The organism is Mesorhizobium sp. YC-39 (assembly GCF_025753795.1).
Classification (GTDB): domain Bacteria; phylum Pseudomonadota; class Alphaproteobacteria; order Rhizobiales; family Rhizobiaceae; genus Mesorhizobium.
Map to the genome: position 1 here is coordinate 1 of NZ_JAOWPS010000020.1, position 17,084 is coordinate 17,084.

General features: G+C 57.8%; 13 protein-coding genes. 5 read left to right on the forward strand and 8 right to left on the reverse strand.

Features of this window, described 5'->3' with window-relative positions:
• The first annotated feature begins 256 nt into the window (after positions 1–256).
• Positions 257–2,302 carry a hydantoinase/oxoprolinase family protein gene (locus OHD62_RS35250; protein WP_263792338.1) on the forward strand — a complete coding sequence of 682 codons (2,046 nt, stop codon included), beginning with the start codon at positions 257–259 and terminating at the stop codon, positions 2,300–2,302.
• A 130-nt stretch (positions 2,303–2,432) separates the two neighbouring features.
• Here OHD62_RS35250 and OHD62_RS35255 read toward each other — a convergent pair whose 3' ends face one another.
• From OHD62_RS35255 to OHD62_RS35290, 8 genes are all read right to left on the reverse strand, one after another.
• The gene (locus OHD62_RS35255) at positions 2,433–3,488 is read right to left on the reverse strand and encodes a GlxA family transcriptional regulator (protein WP_263792340.1); all 1,056 of its coding nucleotides are present in this window, start codon (positions 3,486–3,488) and stop codon (positions 2,433–2,435) included.
• A 172-nt stretch (positions 3,489–3,660) separates the two neighbouring features.
• Entirely contained in the window at positions 3,661–5,181 is a 1,521-nt protein-coding gene (locus OHD62_RS35260; RefSeq protein WP_263792342.1) for a trimethylamine methyltransferase family protein, read from the reverse strand.
• Positions 5,182–5,487: 306 nt separating this feature from the next.
• A complete protein-coding gene (locus tag OHD62_RS35265; protein WP_263792344.1) occupies positions 5,488–6,255 on the reverse strand; it encodes an SDR family NAD(P)-dependent oxidoreductase in 768 nt (255 codons plus the stop codon).
• Between the two features lie 116 nt (positions 6,256–6,371).
• Positions 6,372–7,424: a quaternary amine ABC transporter ATP-binding protein gene (locus tag OHD62_RS35270; RefSeq protein ID WP_263792345.1), complete on the reverse strand. Its 1,053-nt coding sequence runs from the start codon at positions 7,422–7,424 to the stop codon at positions 6,372–6,374.
• A 74-nt stretch (positions 7,425–7,498) separates the two neighbouring features.
• On the reverse strand, positions 7,499–8,530 hold the full coding sequence (proX, locus tag OHD62_RS35275) for a glycine betaine/L-proline ABC transporter substrate-binding protein ProX (RefSeq protein ID WP_263792347.1): 1,032 nt from the start codon (positions 8,528–8,530) through the stop codon (positions 7,499–7,501).
• Between the two features lie 15 nt (positions 8,531–8,545).
• Positions 8,546–9,529 (reverse strand): ABC transporter permease, encoded by a 984-nt coding sequence (locus OHD62_RS35280; RefSeq protein ID WP_263792350.1) that lies wholly within the window; start codon positions 9,527–9,529, stop codon positions 8,546–8,548.
• Positions 9,530–9,817: 288 nt separating this feature from the next.
• Positions 9,818–10,828, reverse strand: a complete 1,011-nt coding sequence (locus OHD62_RS35285) for a LysR substrate-binding domain-containing protein (protein WP_263792351.1) — start codon at positions 10,826–10,828, stop codon at positions 9,818–9,820.
• 371 nt (positions 10,829–11,199) lie between these two features.
• Positions 11,200–12,120 (reverse strand): GlxA family transcriptional regulator, encoded by a 921-nt coding sequence (locus tag OHD62_RS35290; RefSeq protein WP_263792353.1) that lies wholly within the window; start codon positions 12,118–12,120, stop codon positions 11,200–11,202.
• A gap of 227 nt (positions 12,121–12,347) precedes the next feature.
• Here OHD62_RS35290 and OHD62_RS35295 point away from each other — a divergent pair, with 227 nt between their 5' ends.
• Genes OHD62_RS35295 through OHD62_RS35310 form a run of 4 tightly spaced genes read left to right on the forward strand, consistent with a single transcriptional unit; the run spans position 12,348 to position 16,804 of the window.
• Positions 12,348–13,052 carry a GntR family transcriptional regulator gene (locus tag OHD62_RS35295; RefSeq protein ID WP_263792355.1) on the forward strand — a complete coding sequence of 235 codons (705 nt, stop codon included), beginning with the start codon at positions 12,348–12,350 and terminating at the stop codon, positions 13,050–13,052.
• A gap of 38 nt (positions 13,053–13,090) precedes the next feature.
• The gene (locus OHD62_RS35300; RefSeq protein WP_263792357.1) at positions 13,091–14,578 is read left to right on the forward strand and encodes an aldehyde dehydrogenase; all 1,488 of its coding nucleotides are present in this window, start codon (positions 13,091–13,093) and stop codon (positions 14,576–14,578) included.
• 1 nt (position 14,579) lies between these two features.
• Positions 14,580–15,470 (forward strand): dihydrodipicolinate synthase family protein, encoded by an 891-nt coding sequence (locus tag OHD62_RS35305; protein ID WP_263792359.1) that lies wholly within the window; start codon positions 14,580–14,582, stop codon positions 15,468–15,470.
• Positions 15,467–16,804 carry an NAD(P)/FAD-dependent oxidoreductase gene (locus OHD62_RS35310; protein ID WP_263792361.1) on the forward strand — a complete coding sequence of 446 codons (1,338 nt, stop codon included), beginning with the start codon at positions 15,467–15,469 and terminating at the stop codon, positions 16,802–16,804. Before OHD62_RS35305 ends, OHD62_RS35310 begins: the two co-directional genes overlap by 4 nt.
• The last annotated feature ends 280 nt before the right edge of the window (positions 16,805–17,084 follow it).

Below are 17,084 nucleotides of genomic sequence, written 5' to 3' on the forward strand. Positions count from 1 at the left end.
TCTGTCGACGGTGCGCGAACCAAAAAGATATCTCTGCCCGCCATCCTGGACGAGGAGTATCGAGCCAAACTGACGAAGGCGCGGGCATAGTGGGACTTCGGCGTCGAACGGGTTGCGAACGAGGCTATCCCCCTGAAGACAAAGGATCCTGCGTTGGGGCGCACGATCTTGTCAATCTTCTCACCCTTGCGGACGGTCAGGGAATTCTGCATCGGCCAAGAGGTGGAGAAAACCAACAGCGACCGCACTGCCGGTGATGAGCGCCAGGCCCAACAAAAAACCGCTCTTCCTCGGGATCGACACTGGCGGCACCTACACGGACGCTGTGCTGTGGTCTGAGACTGAAGGCTCGCAGCAAGGCCCCAGCAAGGGCAAGGTGCTGGCCAAGGCCAAGGCGCTGACCACGCGCCATGATCTCGCGGTCGGCATATCGGGTGCGGTCGATGCGGTGCTGCAGAAGGCCGGCAGCGATCCCACGGCGATAAAACTGGTGTCGATGTCGACGACATTGGCCACCAACGCGCTGGTCGAAGGCCAGGGCGGCCGCGTGGCGCTGGTCATGATCGGCTTTTCCGAGACCGATCTTGCCCGCGACGGGCTGAAGACGGCTTTGGGCACCGACCCCGTGGGGTTCTGCCCCGGCGGCCATGATGTCCACGGCAATGCGGCCAAGCTCGATCTGTCCGGGCTGGAGGCGGCCTTACCCGAGCTCGGCGCCTCGGTGTCGGGCTTTGCCGTCTGCGCCTATTTTGCCACCCGCAATCCGGCGCATGAGCTCGCTGCCCGCGACCTGATCCGCGAAAAGACCGGCCTGCCGGTCACCGCCAGCCACGAGCTGTCGGCCAAGCTCGGCGGTCCGCGCCGGGCGCTGACGACGCTGCTCAACGCCAGGCTGATCTCGATGATCGACCGGCTGGTGGCTGCGACCGAAGGCTTTCTCGACGCCCGCAAGATTATCGCTCCCCTAATGGTGGTGCGCGGCGATGGCGCGCTGGTTTCGGCGGCGTTTGCCCGCCAGCGGCCGATCGAGACCATTCTGTCCGGCCCGGCCGCCAGCCTCGTCGGCGCCCGCCACATGACCGGGCTCGACAATGCGATCGTCTCCGACATTGGCGGCACCACCACCGACGTCGCCGTGCTCGACAAGGGCCGTCCCAGGCTCGACCCGGAAGGCGCCACCGTGGGCGGCTTCCGCACCATGGTCGAGGCCGTCGCCATGCGCACCTTTGGGCTCGGCGGCGATTCCGAAGTGGCGCTGGAAGATGGCGCGCTCAACCCAAGAATCCTGCTCGGCCCGCGCCGCCTGGTGCCGCTGGCGCTGGCCGGAATGGTGCATGGCGAGGCGGTGACATCGGAGCTCGAACGCCAGCTGCGCGCGCCCAACCCCGGCCGCATGGATGGCCGCCTGGCGGTGCGCACCGGCGTGCCCGACCGGCTGGCGGCTGGCCTCACCGGCGCCGAAGCAAAACTCTACGAGCTGATCGGCGCCGTGCCGCTCGCCGTCGACAAATTGCTGATGATGTCCAACGCCCAGAACGCCACGCTGAACCGGCTGGTGTCGCGCGGGCTGGTGCATGTCGCCGGCTTCACGCCGTCCGACGCCGCCCATGTGCTGGGCAAGCAGGCCAACTGGGACCCGGTGGCGGCCCGTCTCGGCGCCGAATTGTTCGCCCGCAAGCGCGACGGCCGCGGGCAATCGATCGCCGCATCGCCGGAAGCAATTTCGGAGCGGGTGTTGACCACGCTGACCCGGTTGTCGGCCGAAGTCATCCTTGAGACCGCCTTTGCCGAGGATGGGCTGGATGGCGCCGCCACCGTCGCGCATGCTTTGGTGCAGCGCGCGGTCGATTCGCATCCCGGCATCGCTCGGCTGACCGTCGCGCTCGACCGTCCGGTCATCGGCCTCGGCGCCTCGGCGCCGCTGCATTACGCCGGCCTCGCCGAGCTGGTCGGCAATGACTGCGTGGTGCCCGAAGACACCGACGTCGCCAACGCGCTCGGCGCCGTCGTCGGCCAGGTCCGGGTTTCGGCCGAGGCGCGGGTCAGCCAGCCCCAGGAAGGCCTCTTTCGCCTCGCCTCGGGCGAAACCATGCGCGATTTCACCGACGAGGCGGCGGCGATCGCGGCGGCCGAAGCCGACGTGCGCGCCATCGTCGCCAAACGGGCGAAAGACGCCGGCACCGACAGCGCCGAAATCGAGGTATCAACCGAATTCCGCGTCTCCACCGTCGAAGCCCAGCGCATGTTCATCGAGGCGCATGTGGTGGCGGTAGCGTCAGGCCGGCCAAGGATTGCAGTTTAGGCATTGAGGCTACGAACCGCGCAACGCGTGTGGACCTTGGATCCCGTGCCTTCTCTTGGTCTATGCCGGTCGGCCTAACTAAACGGTCGAAAACCTGGATTGCAACGATCCTTTGGTTTTTTCGTATTGTCTAGCCGAGGCCGGGTCCGACCCAAGCCGGCGTCGTCAATCGACACTGCTGAGGTGAAAGGCCGTTAAAGGTTCTGAAGCACTTTGCGAAGTGTGAAGGCGACAAAAACCCGCAGGCCATCGCAATATCGATTATGGGCATGCTTGTGCCTTCGATCAGGCGCTTGGCATGATCTACACGGATCCGGAGGTAATGGCGTACCGGCGGGATGTGAACGTGTGCTGCAAACAAGCGCTCGAGTTGCCGCCGCGACACGCCCGCCCGTCGAGCAATTTCGCTCATGGTCAGTGGGTATTCCACGTTCTCTTCCATAATCCGCATAGCCATCTGGAGCTTATCGCTCACACCGCCAAAGGCGAGCCCCGTCGGCCCGGTCTGCCGGTTCGAACCAGAGCGCTGACCTTCGACAGTCGCGTAGCGGCAGACCTCCTGTGCTGTATACCCGCCGACATGGCTGGCGATGATATCGACGGCCAAATCGAACGAAGCCAATTCACCCGCACAGGTCGAAAACTGCCCGTCCTTTACGAACAGAGCGTCTCGGATATGCGGCTGCCTAAACACTTCCGTGAAGGCTGCCAGCCGCGACCAGTGGATCGTGCAGCGTGTGCCTTCTAGCAGCCCGGTCTGCGCGAGCAACCATGTCGCTGTTCCAACCGCGGATACCCCCACCCCGTGGCGTGCGATCGTTCGCAAGAAATTATTGAGCTGTGGCGTCAGCCGCCGCCCAACCGGCTCACCCGCGATAACCGCGACATGCTGCGGCCTCCGGGCGCCTAAACAGGAATTCAGTTCGTCTATCGTTACGTCAACGGCAACTGAAAGGCCGCTAGCACCCTCAACAGATCGTTCGTCAAGTCCCGCGATCCGCCACCGGAACAGCGCGAGCTTCGATACCGTATTGGCGATGCGAAACGGTTCAATGAAGGCGTGAAGCGCCAATTGCGAGAATCCTGGCAGCACCAGAACCACCAGGTCGATTGGCCGGCCCGCCTGTGGCAAATTCTCCGGCGTGGTCACCGATTTGATGGTGCTGATATCTGGGCGTATGTTCATCACAATCCTTCCATGCGCTTCACAAGGCTGCTCGGGATGTTCTCTGAACCTAAAAGGCCTCAGCGCGATTTTGGCTGTCGTGAACGTGCGCGCGATGCCGAGCTCAGCCTTCGTTCGGGACGAGGGGAGAGGGCGCACGTAGCGCGACCTCGTTGCTGGAATTACTTGCCGCCTAGAGGACGGCCTCACCGATATCAAGTTCCCGACGTTTCATGAAGTCGAGGAGCGCTTCGTCGACTGCTTCGTCAATCGGCGGTGCTTGATAATCTTGCAGGGCTTGCACAGCCGCATCGCGTCCCCGAGTATTGGCATCCTTGGCGCCGGCGAATGACCATTGCTCGAAGCTGTCGTGGTTCATCAACTCAGGTGTGAAAAAGGCCTTCTCGAAATTCTTCAGTGTATGTTCGGTACCAAGATAGTGACTGCCTGGCTCACTTTGGCGGATCGCATCGAGCGTTTCATCCATCTCGCTCATCACTATGCCTTGCCCAAGCTTATAGAACATCACCATCTGCTCTGCATCGAGCATAAACTTGCTATAGCTCTGGGTCAGAGCTGCTTCGAGATACCCGGTGGACGAAAGAACAAAGTTCGCGCCGGCGATAAGCGCGCCGTACATATTGCGGGCCGCCTCATACCCTGCCTGGGCATCGACGAGCTTTGAGCTTGTGTTGCTGCCACTGCAGCGCCAAGGCAGTTTGTAGTGCCTGGCCAGTTGACCCACCAACATATTCATATGACAAATCTCGGGTGTTCCTGCCATTGGTGCGCCGCTCTTCATTGAAACGGTCGCCAACCATTGCCCATAAATGCAAGGCGCACCTGGCCGGACCAGCTGCGCAAAGGCAACGCCAGCAAGTGCTTCGGCATTAAGCTGCGCGACCGCAGCCACAGTGCTGGCCGGAGTGCTGGCTCCGCCAAGAACAAACGGCGCAAAGATCATGGCCTGATTGTTTGCCGAGTAAACCTTAACGGCATCGAGCATAGTCGCATCCCAGACGAGAGGCGAATTGCAGTTGGCAAGCGACACCATCACTGTGTTGTTCTGAACAAATTCTTCGCCAAAGACAATCTTGGCCATTGCAACCGTGTCTTCTGCCCTCTCACGCGAGGTCACGGCTCCCATAAATGGCTTGTCCGAGTATCGTATCAAACTGTAGTTCATGTGCAGGTGACGTTTCGGGACGGCTATATCCATCGGCTCGCAAAGAACGCCTCCCGTCATATGCATCGCGGGAGCTTGGTAGGCGAGTTTCGCGAAATTGACGAAATCCTCAATGGTCGCGTTTCGCCGCTTGCCTTCAAGGTCAAGGACATTTGGCGAACCGTATGCTGGGGTAAATATAGTCTTTCGGCCGCCGAGTGTGACTGTCCTGGCGGGATTGCGAGCGTGTACCGTTATGTATTCAGGAGCCTTTGCCACCAATTCCAGCAGCTGGTTTCTGTCGATCCTGACGCGCTGATCGGTTACGTCGGCACCCGCTGCGCGCCAGAGATCGATAGCCTCGTCGTCACGAAATTCGATACCAATCTCTTCAAGTATTTGCATCGAAATGTCGTGAAGTCTGAGCAAGTCATCCGGACTCAGCAAATCCATATAGGGCAGCCCGCGTTCCAGAACAGGCAAAAACGTTACCGTTCTGTCGGAACGCAACTTCTGCCGAGCGTCTCGGCCTCCAGATCTGGCAGACATTTCTTCAATCCTGATTTAAGTTGAGAATATAGGCCAATACAAACGCCGGAACTAACAAAAAAAAGGAATGTAACTTATGAACTGAGGTTATGACCGCAACGCGAGCGGGCACAGAGCCGGCCCCGAATACCTAGCAAAGCGAGGACTTGCGGCTCCGGGAATTGGCTCCCGCCGTCCACGACATTTTGCCGCCTATTTCCGTCGCTTTGACACGCCGAATGGCTCCTCAGAACAACATGCTACCGTTGACCTTTCGCAGTCCCTCAAACTCAGATGTGTGGGGGAGGTTTGGCGGGCCGCCTTGGCCTAATAAACCGCCTTGGCTCCCGCGACTTCAAGTGCGGCCCCCGCGATAAAGCGAGCGGCGTCAGAGCTCAGAAAGTACACCGCATCAGCAATATCTTCCGGTGCACCGAGTCGGCCAAGCGGATTTGACTTGCTGAGCTCGGCAACAGCTGTGTCGGGATCGAACCCGCGATGGACAAAGCCTGAGCGAAGCATGGGTGTGTCTATCTCGCCGGGGCAGACGGCATTGATCCTGATCCCATCCGCTGCATGATCACGGCCGAGACATCTGGAAAACGTCGCTACGGCTGCTTTGCTCGCGCAGTAAGCTGCGTGGGTCGGCCCTGGATAAATGCCCCAGGTCGAGGAGATATTCACGATCGAACCGCCGCCATGGTCCTTCATGAAGGTCACGGCCCGTCGGCAGGTGTAAAATATCGATTTCAAATTGATATCAAAAGTTCTTTCCCAGTCCTCGTCACTTGTTTCTAGGATTGTGCCACGCGTGATGATGCCGGCATTGTTCACAAGGGCGTCCAGTTGGCCGGTAAGGCTGATGGCCGTATCGATGAGGTCCTCGCAATATGCCTTGCTTCTCAGGTCACCATGCTTGGCTAGAGCAGTTTGGTCAATTCGGTTGAGTTCGTCAGTTGTGGCAATCAAACGCTCCTGGTTGGCGTCACCCGCGACTACAAAATATCCGTTAGCCGTGAACTTTCTGCAGATTGCCTGGCCCATTCCGCCAGCAGCTCCGGTTACGACTACGGTTTTCTTTTCAGAGTTCCTCATTGTTCGACCAACCAATTCAGGGTTCTGGAGTTTAATTCTTTTGTGCCGTGGCTAAGCTCGCACAAGCTTTATACAATGCCGGATCTTCTACGGCAGTAAGTATAGCGCTAATCTAATTAAAGTCGATCATGCACGCCTCGGAGAAGTAATGATGCAGTCACGATACCCACATCCACTCCGTTAGCATCGACAACCACTAGCGGCATATTTCCATGGCGATGTGACAAGTCGAGCATTTCCTTGATCGGAGCGTCAAGGCTGAGCCGCGGGGCGTCTGGCAGGGCCAAGTGCTCTCCGGCGCTCGCAAACTCTGCGAGCGGCAACATCACTGACTCGGCCCTTAGAAGCTTCAATCGGCTGCTTCCCTGGACGAATTTTTCAACATAGGGGTCTTTGGGATTTCCGAGAATGTCGTCCGCCGAGCCAATCTGAAGCATCTTTCCATCTTTCATGACACCGATTTGGTGTCCTAATCGAATTGCTTCATCCAAGTCGTGAGTGATGAAAAGCGTGGTCTTGCCCAACTTCGTCGAAAGCTTTTTGAACTCGTCCTGTAGTTCACGCCGGATGAGCGGATCAAGCGCTGAAAATGGCTCATCCATCAACAGAATGGCGGGATCAGCCGCCAGGGCTCGAGCCAGCCCAACTCTCTGCTTCATTCCGCCAGAAAGCTGATCAGGGTAACGGTCGCCCCAGCCCGCGAGTTGAACAAGCTCCAACTTTTCCTCCGCAACCTCATACCGTTGCCGGACACTTGCCTTGCGTAGCTCCAGACTCAGAGCCACATTGTCGCGAACCGTTCGGTGCGGGAGGAGTGCCACATTCTGGAAAACCATCCCCATTGATCGGGCACGGAGCTCGCGCATCTCATTTTCAGACTTCAGATTGATGTCTTCGCCGCCAACAATGATCTGCCCGGAACTCGGTTTGATCAAACGGTTCACATGTCGGACCAGCGTTGACTTTCCGCTTCCTGACAGTCCCATGACACAGAAGATCTCTCCCGCCTCCACCTTGAAGGAGACACCAGCGACGGCTGCTACGCACCCATGTCGCTCCAGGAGGGCTTCCTTGGAAAGATCATCGCGTTGGATACTCGCGAGGTCGAACTTCGGACTCGTCCCAAAGACCTTCCAAACATCCTTGAATTCAATGGCATGCGCTTTCAAAGGTAAGCTCCAGTTGAGAGGTGTCGCCCGGCAGCGTACACTTACCGGGCGAGCATGCGGTCCGAATTCCTTCGTTATTTTGCTGCCTGTTTCGCTGCAGCTATCCATTTGTTCCACTGGTCCAGGTGGGCTTTTTTCCACGCCTCAGCATGACCGTGAATATCTTCGTTGGACTTCTCACCTTTGTGAATAAGAAGGTTCTCGTCGTTAATATCTTGAATTGGGACCTCAACTTGCTCGAACCATTTATTTGCGACGGGGTTCTTCTCTAGGAATTCCGTATTGGCAATCACGTGTTGAGTGTTCACGGAAAATCCCAGGTTTCCGATGCCTGGAACGGTCGTGTTCGCGCCAGCCTGTTCATCAGGCAACGCCGTGAACGGAACCGTCAGCCAGACGACATCTTTTCCATGGACCAAAACCCCCTGTAGCCAGTTGGGTGTCCAGCTGTAATACAGGGTCGGTTTGCCGGACTGGATGCGCTGGATTACGTCGGGGAGCAGAGCGAAATACTCTCCCTGCTTATGCGTTACCGTGCCCCTAAGGCCGTAGGCATCGAGGTTATGTTCAATGATGCGTTCGCATCCCCAGCCCGGATCACAACCATAAAGGTCTGCTTTTCCGTCTCCATCAATGTCAAATAGTGCGGCCAGCTTTGGATCTTTTAACTGATCGATCGTCTTGATGCCGTATTTTTCAGCGGTGGCCTTATCTATAGAGTATCCCTGAATTGAGTTCTTCACGAGCGTCCCAACCCGGCGAAGTTTGGCATCGCCGCCAGCCTTCTCAGCAAAGGCTATATGCAGGGGATACCAGTGCGGCGTATAGTAATCTGCATCGCCGTTCCCTACCGCTATATGGGCAAGCGGAACCTGGGTTGCGGCAGGTTCGTCAACTGTATAGCCGAGATCCTCAAGGCCAAGCTTAACGACGTAGCCTTCGAACAGTTCTTCCGCCTGGCCTAGATATAAGGGCCTGACGGTCACACCTTTCCCCGGAAGATCCTCCGCAGCCGCGTATCCAGGGGACTGCGCCAAAGTGCCAATCACTGCGACAGCGCCGGCAATCCGCGTAAAACGCCATTCTGTTTTGAACCGGTAACTCATAGTTGCTCCCATTTGTTAGTTAGAAGTACGTCGCCGGCTACTTTCCTGTCCTCCACGCCCCGCCGGAGAGGGTTGGAAGGTCTTAACGACACCAGTGAAGAGAGCAGCCGGACCGCGCCGGTGCCAGGCGATGTCGGCGTAGCGTCTGCGCTGAGAAATCGCGGATTGAGCCAGGCGATCTAGAATGATTGCGAGAAGGACAATACCAATTCCGCCGGTTGCAGCCAGCCCGATATCGAGGCGACCGATACCCCGCAAAACCATTTGGCCGAGTCCCCCAACCGCGATCATAGAGGCGACAACAACCATTGATAGCGACATCATCAAAGTCTGGTTGATACCAGCCACTATGCTCGGAAGAGCCAGCGGCAGCTGGGCTTTGAAAAGGATCTGACTGTCGGTCGCTCCAAACGCACGCATAGCCTCGACCACTTCTTCAGAGACCTGCTGAATCCCTAGTGTTGTCAGCCGGATAACGGGGGGAAGTGCAAAAACGATCGTTACAATCACGCCAGGCACGTTGCCGATACCAAACAACATGACCACGGGAACAAGATAGACGAATGATGGTATCGTCTGCATTGTGTCGAGGATGGGCCGGCATATGGCGGCAGCCCTGGCACTTCGTGCAGCGATTATTCCCACCGGAATACCGACGACGATGCAGAAAAGAACCGCGGTGAAAACGAGAGACAGGGTCGTCATCGTCTCACCCCAAATGCCGAGAAAGCCGATAATCAGCAGCAGACCTGCGACCTGAACCGCCAGTCGCCATCCGGCTATCTGCCAAGCTACCAACGCGAAGAATAGAATTATAACGACCGGCGGGATGCCGTTGAGCGCGATGTCAAATGTTCTCAGGAGTTGGTCAATGGGCCATTTCAAGGTTTGAAAAAATGGGCGGTATTGCTGTACAACCCACCCCAACCCACCATCAACCCAGTCACCAAACGGTATGTGCCAGCTTTTGAACGGGTCCAAAAAGTCTTCGAGCTTCACAAAACGTCCTTTCAGCCAAGACCCTGTTGGGAGCTGGCCGCGGAGTGCCTTGGCGCTATATCATAGTCGCCAGCATCATTCACAGCCTCAGCCCAATATTTCGCCCGCCTCACGGGAGACGAAATTGTACTTTTCGCGGCAACTGTCGCTGCCTACACGTTAAGGGACTCTTTGCTGAATCTGCAGCCCAGCAAGAGGGTATTCCCTCTTAACGTTTCTAAAACGCTAGCCCCGGAGGAACTGCAAAACAACCGTATAAAAAGTGATGCACCGCAGGACTAAATGTTATCAGGCGGAAGGCAGGTTTGGAGGTTCCGCCGATACCTCGCTTGGTGCAACGACTCCCGCGTTGATGTCCTCCACAACTGGCGCCGGAGAAACCGGATTGAGATCTGCGACCTGTGTCAGCAGCCAATTGCGGAAGACCTGAACGTCGTCTCGCTCAATCGCTGTATCCGGAATGACCAAATGATGTTTACGGCCGGTGAGGTAGCTTTCATTAAGAGGCCGTATTAAGGTGCCTTCCTTGAGGTAATCGCTCACCAAATGGCGCCAGCCCAACCCGATGCCATAGCCTCTGATCACTGACTGCATCATCGTTGGATAATTGTTGAACGTGATGACACGTTTGAAGTCGGACGAGATCCCGAACTGTCCAAGCCAGTGAACCCAATCGAAGGGTGACCAAGGGTAGGCCGACCAGTGCTGATCATCCATAACAAGGAGGACCTCGTTTACCAGATCCTCCGGAGTCAGAATACGCGGGGAGTGTGTCTGATAAGATTTACTGCAAACCGGGAAGACTTCCTCGCCGAAGAGTTCGGTGGCTGTGAACCCCGGGCGCGCCAAATACCCCATTACCACGGACACATCAAAACCATCCGTCGCCGGCGCCGGGCTGCGTTCGAGGGAGACCAGGTGCAGGTCGACCTCTGGGTTGTTCGCAACGAAATCCCCAATCCGATGGCTCATGAAAAGCGTCGCGAACGACATCGGCATGCCGACGGTCAACCGTCGGGCTTTCTGCCCTCTCTTCACGCTGTCAAAAGCCGCTGCAATATGCGCCAGGCTGAGGGTCGCAGCCTCAAACAACTCCTGGCCGGCGGGAGACAACGACACCTTCTGGTTGCCGCGGTTGAAAAGCTGGGTGTCGAGGTGGTCTTCCAGCGTCAAGATATGGCGGCTCACTGCCGCTTGAGTGACCGAAAGCTCATTGGCAGCCTTGGTAAAACTCAAATGCCGTGCGGCAGCTTCAAATGCGCGCAATGCGCTTAGCGGAAGCCGTCGATAATTCAACATGAGAAACGGCTACTCCGGCACCGGCTACAAGACCCCGCGTGTGCGCACCTGGACCATCTGGTCGAACGCGCGTCGTTGGCGGAACAATCGGCTTCCTAAACGGCCAAGGCCAAAGCACAAGCAAGCACGACAGACTGTTCGCCAGCAAACACCATGGAGCGTATCAAAGAGTTTGTCTACAATATGTCTCCTCGGTGAGTTCATCCTGCGACCCTCGCGATCTGATAGACAGCTGGGCAGTTGTAGCCGCGTTTTGCAGGCAGGGCGCCAAACAACAATGGACCGAGCGCAACGCGTAAACCTAGTCATGGGCGATACGGAGGTGACCGGAGCAGGGCGCCATTCGACTCACTGGGCCTGCGCGGCAAAGCTCATTGTTCACAACTTTTCGAAGTAAATTCCGAACGTCTCCAGACAGAAGGTGATTGACCATAAGCCCTTTTGAAGACCTTAGCGAAGTGAGAGGCGTTTTCGAAACCGGCCCCAATAGCGACATCGATCAGAGGAGCGTCACTTTTCATGAGAAGTTGTTTTGCGCGCTCCAGCCGAATCCGGCGATACGCAACCGCCGGGGAGCTGTTGACTTCCTTGAAAAAGAGACGTTCGAGTTGTCGTCGGGAAATCCCCAACGCTGCCGCCAGCGTCGAAATCGACAGTGTGTTTTCGAGGTTCTGCTCCATAAGGATTAGTGCAGCGCGAAGCCTTGGGTCATGCGCCTCCATCATCAGCGGCCGACGCGGTTGCACCCACTCTGCGTTCCGAACCTTGTCGATCTGCAGCACTTCGAGCGCGTTTCGCTCTGCCGCATTTCCAATGTGCCGTCGCACCAGTTCTGCCGCCAGATCGGCCGTGCTGCTGCCGCCCGCGCATGATCCCCGCGTCGTATCCAAGTTATAGATTCTGTCCGCCCGAACTTTTAGATCAGGAAATCGCTCCCGGAAATCGAGGTAATGAAGCCAGCTAACGCAGGTCTCGTGTGCGGCCATAAGATCCGCCTCAGCCAGAATGAACGTTCCGGTGCAGATTCCGATCAATCGCGCACCCTTGGTTGCAGCATCCCGAAGATACTTCAGGGTTTCGTTGTCGACCGACTGACCATCGGTCAACCGTCCCCCAACGACAACAACATAGTCAAACTCCATCGGGTCCAGGAAGGAAGATGTCGGCGAGACCTGGACGCCGCAACTCGACGTGACGAGATGCCGGCTGTGCGACAGCACCTCCCAGTCCGCCGTGATCCGACCTGACCTATCAAATTCATCGCTGGCCAGTCTGAGCGTGTCGATAAACATGGCGAAGGCGGTCAACGTGAAAGAACGGGCTAATATGAACCCGACCTTCAGCCGAACGGAGGGGGCCGATCTGCGCCGAGGTGACGAATGAAACAACCGTTTTGCCTCCACCCGTTGGAACACCCTGCAACGCCATTGGTTCTCACCGTACGCGACAGTATCATCTACCTATCTTGACTCATGCGATTTGTCTACAATATGTCTATCCTCGAAATTAGGAAGCCACTATGATCCGGGATGAACCTGCTGCCTCGACGGACCGAAAGGGCATTCTTGCTGAAACGCTGGTGCACCGTATCCTGACGATGCAGCTCGAGCCGGGGGCGATTCTCGACGAAGTCGCTCTCAGCGAGGAGTTCGGCCTGTCCCGTCCGCCGGTCCGCGAACTCATGAGACAGATGGCGGGCGAAGGCTATGTCGACCTTGAGGCCAACCGCGCTGCGCGCGTATCCATCATGTCGTACCAGACGCTTCGGGATTTCCTGATCGTCGCTCCGATGATCTATGTCGGAACGACGAAGCTTGCAGCTTTCAATCATAAGGCTGGGGACCTCGAAATTCTCAAGCGGACTCAGCAAAAGTTCCGGCAATCCATTGCCGACGGCCACGTCGAGAACAGGGTGATCTTCAATCACCAGTTCCATCTGAACATTGGGAAGATGGCGCACAACCAGTATCTGCTTCCCAGTCTCAAAAAGCTTCTCATCGACCATGCCCGGATTGGAAAGATCTTCTATCGCCAAAACGGCGGCACGCGGATCCAAAAGGACCAGGAGACTGCCGCGCGGCAGCACGATCAGATGATCGAGGCCATCGAAGCCCGGGATGCAGAACGGGCGGGCGAACTGGTGCGCGCCCATCTCGAAGTTTTCAGGAACGACGTGGCGCTCTACGCCGTGCCAAGCGGCATGCAGGGCGAACTCGACGGATAATCATTGTCGGTGTCACTTTGACACGAGGGAGAACAGAAATGCTCAATAAAGTCGACTACAAGGCGCAGGCGAAAGCACTGAAGCTGCCCACCAAGATGATCGTGAATAGGCTGCAGACAGCAGCCCTCTCGGGCAAAACCTATGCAACCCTGAACCCGGCTACTGGTAAGGTTCTGGCGGAGCTGCCCGCAGCTTCGGCGGCCGATGTCGACAAGGCCGTCGCTGTCGCCCGGCAGGCGTTTGAAGATGGCCGGTGGTCGAAGCTGACCCCGGCGAACCGCAAAAAAGTCCTTCTCAGGCTGGCATCCATCATCGAGGAAAACGCGCTCGACCTGGCGCTGATGGAGAGCCTGGACAGCGGCAAGACCATCAGCGATTGCATCAACATCGACTTGCCCGAGGCTATCAACAGCCTCAGATGGCATGCAGAAGCCGTCGATAAGATCTATGACCAAGTTGCACCTGCCAATGACTCCTCTCTCGGATTGATCGTGCGCGAGCCTATCGGCGTCGTCGGCATTGTACTCCCTTGGAACTTCCCTCTTTTGATGCTTGCATGGAAGATCGGCCCTGCTCTGGCAGCGGGATGCACGATCGTTGTCAAGCCGGCTGAAGAGACGTCGCTCACCACATTGCGGGTAGCTGAGCTCGCGCTCGATGCTGGGCTTCCGGCCGGTGTTTTTAATGTTGTGACCGGTGATGGTCCCAATGTCGGCGAACCAATCGGCCGCCATCCCGACATCGACGCCGTTTCCTTCACAGGCTCTACTGACACCGGCCGTCGCTTCCTGAAATACTCCTCCGAAAGCAATCTGAAAGAAGTGGTCCTTGAGATGGGCGGCAAGAATCCTTGCATCGTGATGGATGACGTTGCCGACCTTGACGCCGTGGCTACCCATATCGGCAACGGCGCGTTCTGGAACATGGGTCAGAACTGCTCGGCCATTTCTCGCGTTTTCGTCCACAAGGATGTGAAGGATCGCCTTCTCGAGAAATTGACGGAGGTTGCCAAGACCTGGACCGTTGGAGACCCGCTCGAACCGGAGACCCGTATCGGTCCGCTTATCTCTAAGACGCATTTCGAGAAGGTCAGCAGCTATCTCGGAGGCGAAGGCAAGGTGGTGGCTGGCGGACGGGTATTCAATGGGACCACGATCGAGCCCACGATCATGGAATTCGACCGCCACGACACCAAGCACGTCCGGGAAGAGATTTTCGGACCGATCGTTTCTGTGCTCGGGGTGGACTCCCTCGCACAAGCGGTCTCGCTCGCCAACGAGACCGAATATGGCCTCGCGGCCTCCGTTTTCACCGCCGACGGCACACGGGCGCTTCGGGCTGCGCGGGCGATCAAGGCGGGGACCGTCACCGTGAACTGTTACGGGGAGGGGGACGCCGCCACGCCGTTTGGCGGTTACAAGCAATCGGGCTTCGGCGGCCGGGACAAGGCTTTCCACGCTCATGATCAATATTGCCAGACCAAAACGCTTTGGATCGACCTGAGCAGTTCAAACGAGGGTTTTTGAAATGTCATCATTTGCTTTCTCCGGTCTCAATCTTGCGATCACGGCCCCGTTCGACACAAATGGGCGCATTGATTTCGTGCGCTTCGAGGAACTCATCGAGCGGTATCTGGCCGCGGGCGTCGACGGTATCGTGATCAGCTCCGGCACGGGCATGCACGTTTATCTGACGCCAGATGAATCGAGGTCCCTCATCGAACGCGGCGCGCGCGTCGTTTCTGGACGGGCCAAGGTGATCGCCCAGACTTCGGCACTGCGTACGGCAGATGTCGTGGAAAGAACGCAATTTGCAAAGGACTTAGGCGCTGACGGTGTCATGGTACTCCCGCCCTTCTTCGAAGGCCCTTCGGATGACAACAGCGTCTTCGACTTCTATGCCGAAGTCGCTAAGGTCGGACTGCCTATCATTGGATACAATGTACCGCAAGCGGTGGGCGTACGCATAACGCCGGACCTGCTCCGCCGACTCTGCGAACTTCCCGAATTCCGCGCCGTCAAAGACAGCAGCGGCGACTTGATCGCGCAGGTCAGGCTGATCGGCACCGGCTTGGATGTCATCAACGGCGCCGATCCGCTCGTCCCGTTCTCCCTGTTCGCCGGTTGCTCAGGTCTGATCTGGGGCGGAGCGAACATTGCGCCGCGCACATGTGTGGCGATCGTCAAGGCGGCCCGTGAAAAAAGATGGGACGAGGTGCAGTCGCTCTGGCGGCTGCTGGAACCAATTATGTCCCTGCTTTGGGATGGAGACTATGTGCCAAGCGTGTATGCGGCCTCAGAGCTCACTGGATATGGCTGCGGTACGGCTAGGAAGCCTTTTCGGCCCCTTTCAGCGGACCGGATCACGGCGCTTCGGAACGCCCTGGGCGCACTGATTGAGCAAGAAGCGGTGCGATGACTAGCAAGACCTTCCGCGCGCGTCGTCTTCCCGTCCATGGCGTGGAATCCGGCTGGTCGGCGTTGCTTCCTTCGAGGGCGCCCACGCCGGCACTGGTTCATGCGATCACCGTCGATGTGCTCATCATCGGCGCGGGATTCGCCGGATTGGCAGCCGCCGTCAGATTGGCCGATCTCGACCCAACCCTGTCTGTGGCCATCATTGATGCCGACGTCGTGGGGAACGGGGCAAGCGGCCGCAACTCCGGGTTCCTCATCGATTTGCCTCACGATATTTCGTCGGGCAATTTCGGGGTGGGCGCTGTCGCCAAGAGCCGCAACGAAATCTTGGTCGCGCGGACTGCCATTCAACACTATGCCCGTTTGGCTGAGGAGAACAGCTGGGACAGAGACGTGTTCGATCCTAGCGGCAAATACAGCGTGGCCATGACCGATGCGGGCACGGAGCACCTCGCAGTCTACTCTTCGAAGCTCAAATCATTGGGCGAGCCGAACCAGCTTCTCAGTGTAGTTGAGATCCAGGACGTCACGGGCACAAGGACTTTCAAATCGGGGCTCTTCACTCCCGGTGCGGCCATGGTGCAGCCGACTGCCCTGGTGAGAGCCATCGCAGATTTGTTTCATGAGCCCGTCCGGTTATTCGAGAGGACGCCTGCCCTGTCTATTGAAACTTCATCGAGCGGCTGCACCGTGAAGACACCTAAAGGCGAGGTGAGGGCCAGGAAGGTTATCCTGGCGACAAACGGACACGCAGAGAGCTTCGGTTTTGGCATCGGTGAACTTCTTCATGTCTTCACCTACGCTTCGCTAACCGAGGCGTTCTCCCCCGCCGTGCTTGGCGGCATTCGGAAATGGGGAGCGACACCGGCGGCACCGATGGGCACGACCGTAAGGCGCATCAACGGGACCGACGGCGACCGTCTCCTCATACGTTCGCGCTACACTTACCACCCGAAGATCGAAGTCGGCGCCGGCTCGATGAAGGGTGCGAGCGACCTTCATGACCGCAAGTTCGCGGACCGCTTTCCTGACCACCGTCACTTGAAAATGCAGTACCGTTGGGCGGGCGCAATGGCGCTCACGTGGAATTCGGTACCGTTGTTTGGCGAAGTGGCGGACAGCGTCTTAGCCGCATGCGCCTGCAACGGCATAGGAGGAACTAAGTCGACCGCCGCCGGCATCGCAATTGCCGAACACTTGCTCGGGCATCAGTCTCAACTCGGCGAAGTATTCAGTGCGTTCGACAAGCCACAAGCCTTACCCCCGCGACCGTTCATCGATGTAGGCGCCCGATTGAACCTCGTGTATCGAGAATGGCGCGCAGGACGCGAATAGGCCGTCTTCTGCGGCTGACTGCAGTTCTGCAACGGCCTCCCGAAGTGGCGGCTTCAATCTAGGCCATCTCAATGACGACCAACGCCGCGATCTCCTGGATATCTTGAGGACCGCTACGAGCGAGCTCAACATCCCTCACAAGCCAGGTGCCCGTGGATCTGTAAAGATGAAGCCAGAATTGGCCAGAAGAACGGTGTCGTACGGCAATGGGCGCGCCGTGGCACGCGGCCCAGACGGCCCGCCGACCAGCGCTATCAAAGAAAGCGCATACCTATTCGGC

Coding starts and splice junctions, on each gene's coding strand:
- OHD62_RS35250 (WP_263792338.1), top strand. CDS start 257: ATGAGCGCCAGGCCCAACAAAAAACCGCTCTTCCTCGGGATCGACACT.
- OHD62_RS35255 (WP_263792340.1), bottom strand. CDS start 3,488: ATGAACATACGCCCAGATATCAGCACCATCAAATCGGTGACCACGCCG.
- OHD62_RS35260 (WP_263792342.1), bottom strand. CDS start 5,181: ATGTCTGCCAGATCTGGAGGCCGAGACGCTCGGCAGAAGTTGCGTTCC.
- OHD62_RS35265 (WP_263792344.1), bottom strand. CDS start 6,255: ATGAGGAACTCTGAAAAGAAAACCGTAGTCGTAACCGGAGCTGCTGGC.
- proX (WP_263792347.1), bottom strand. CDS start 8,530: ATGAGTTACCGGTTCAAAACAGAATGGCGTTTTACGCGGATTGCCGGC.
- OHD62_RS35285 (WP_263792351.1), bottom strand. CDS start 10,828: ATGTTGAATTATCGACGGCTTCCGCTAAGCGCATTGCGCGCATTTGAA.
- OHD62_RS35290 (WP_263792353.1), bottom strand. CDS start 12,120: ATGTTTATCGACACGCTCAGACTGGCCAGCGATGAATTTGATAGGTCA.
- OHD62_RS35295 (WP_263792355.1), top strand. CDS start 12,348: ATGATCCGGGATGAACCTGCTGCCTCGACGGACCGAAAGGGCATTCTT.
- OHD62_RS35300 (WP_263792357.1), top strand. CDS start 13,091: ATGCTCAATAAAGTCGACTACAAGGCGCAGGCGAAAGCACTGAAGCTG.
- OHD62_RS35305 (WP_263792359.1), top strand. CDS start 14,580: ATGTCATCATTTGCTTTCTCCGGTCTCAATCTTGCGATCACGGCCCCG.
- OHD62_RS35310 (WP_263792361.1), top strand. CDS start 15,467: ATGACTAGCAAGACCTTCCGCGCGCGTCGTCTTCCCGTCCATGGCGTG.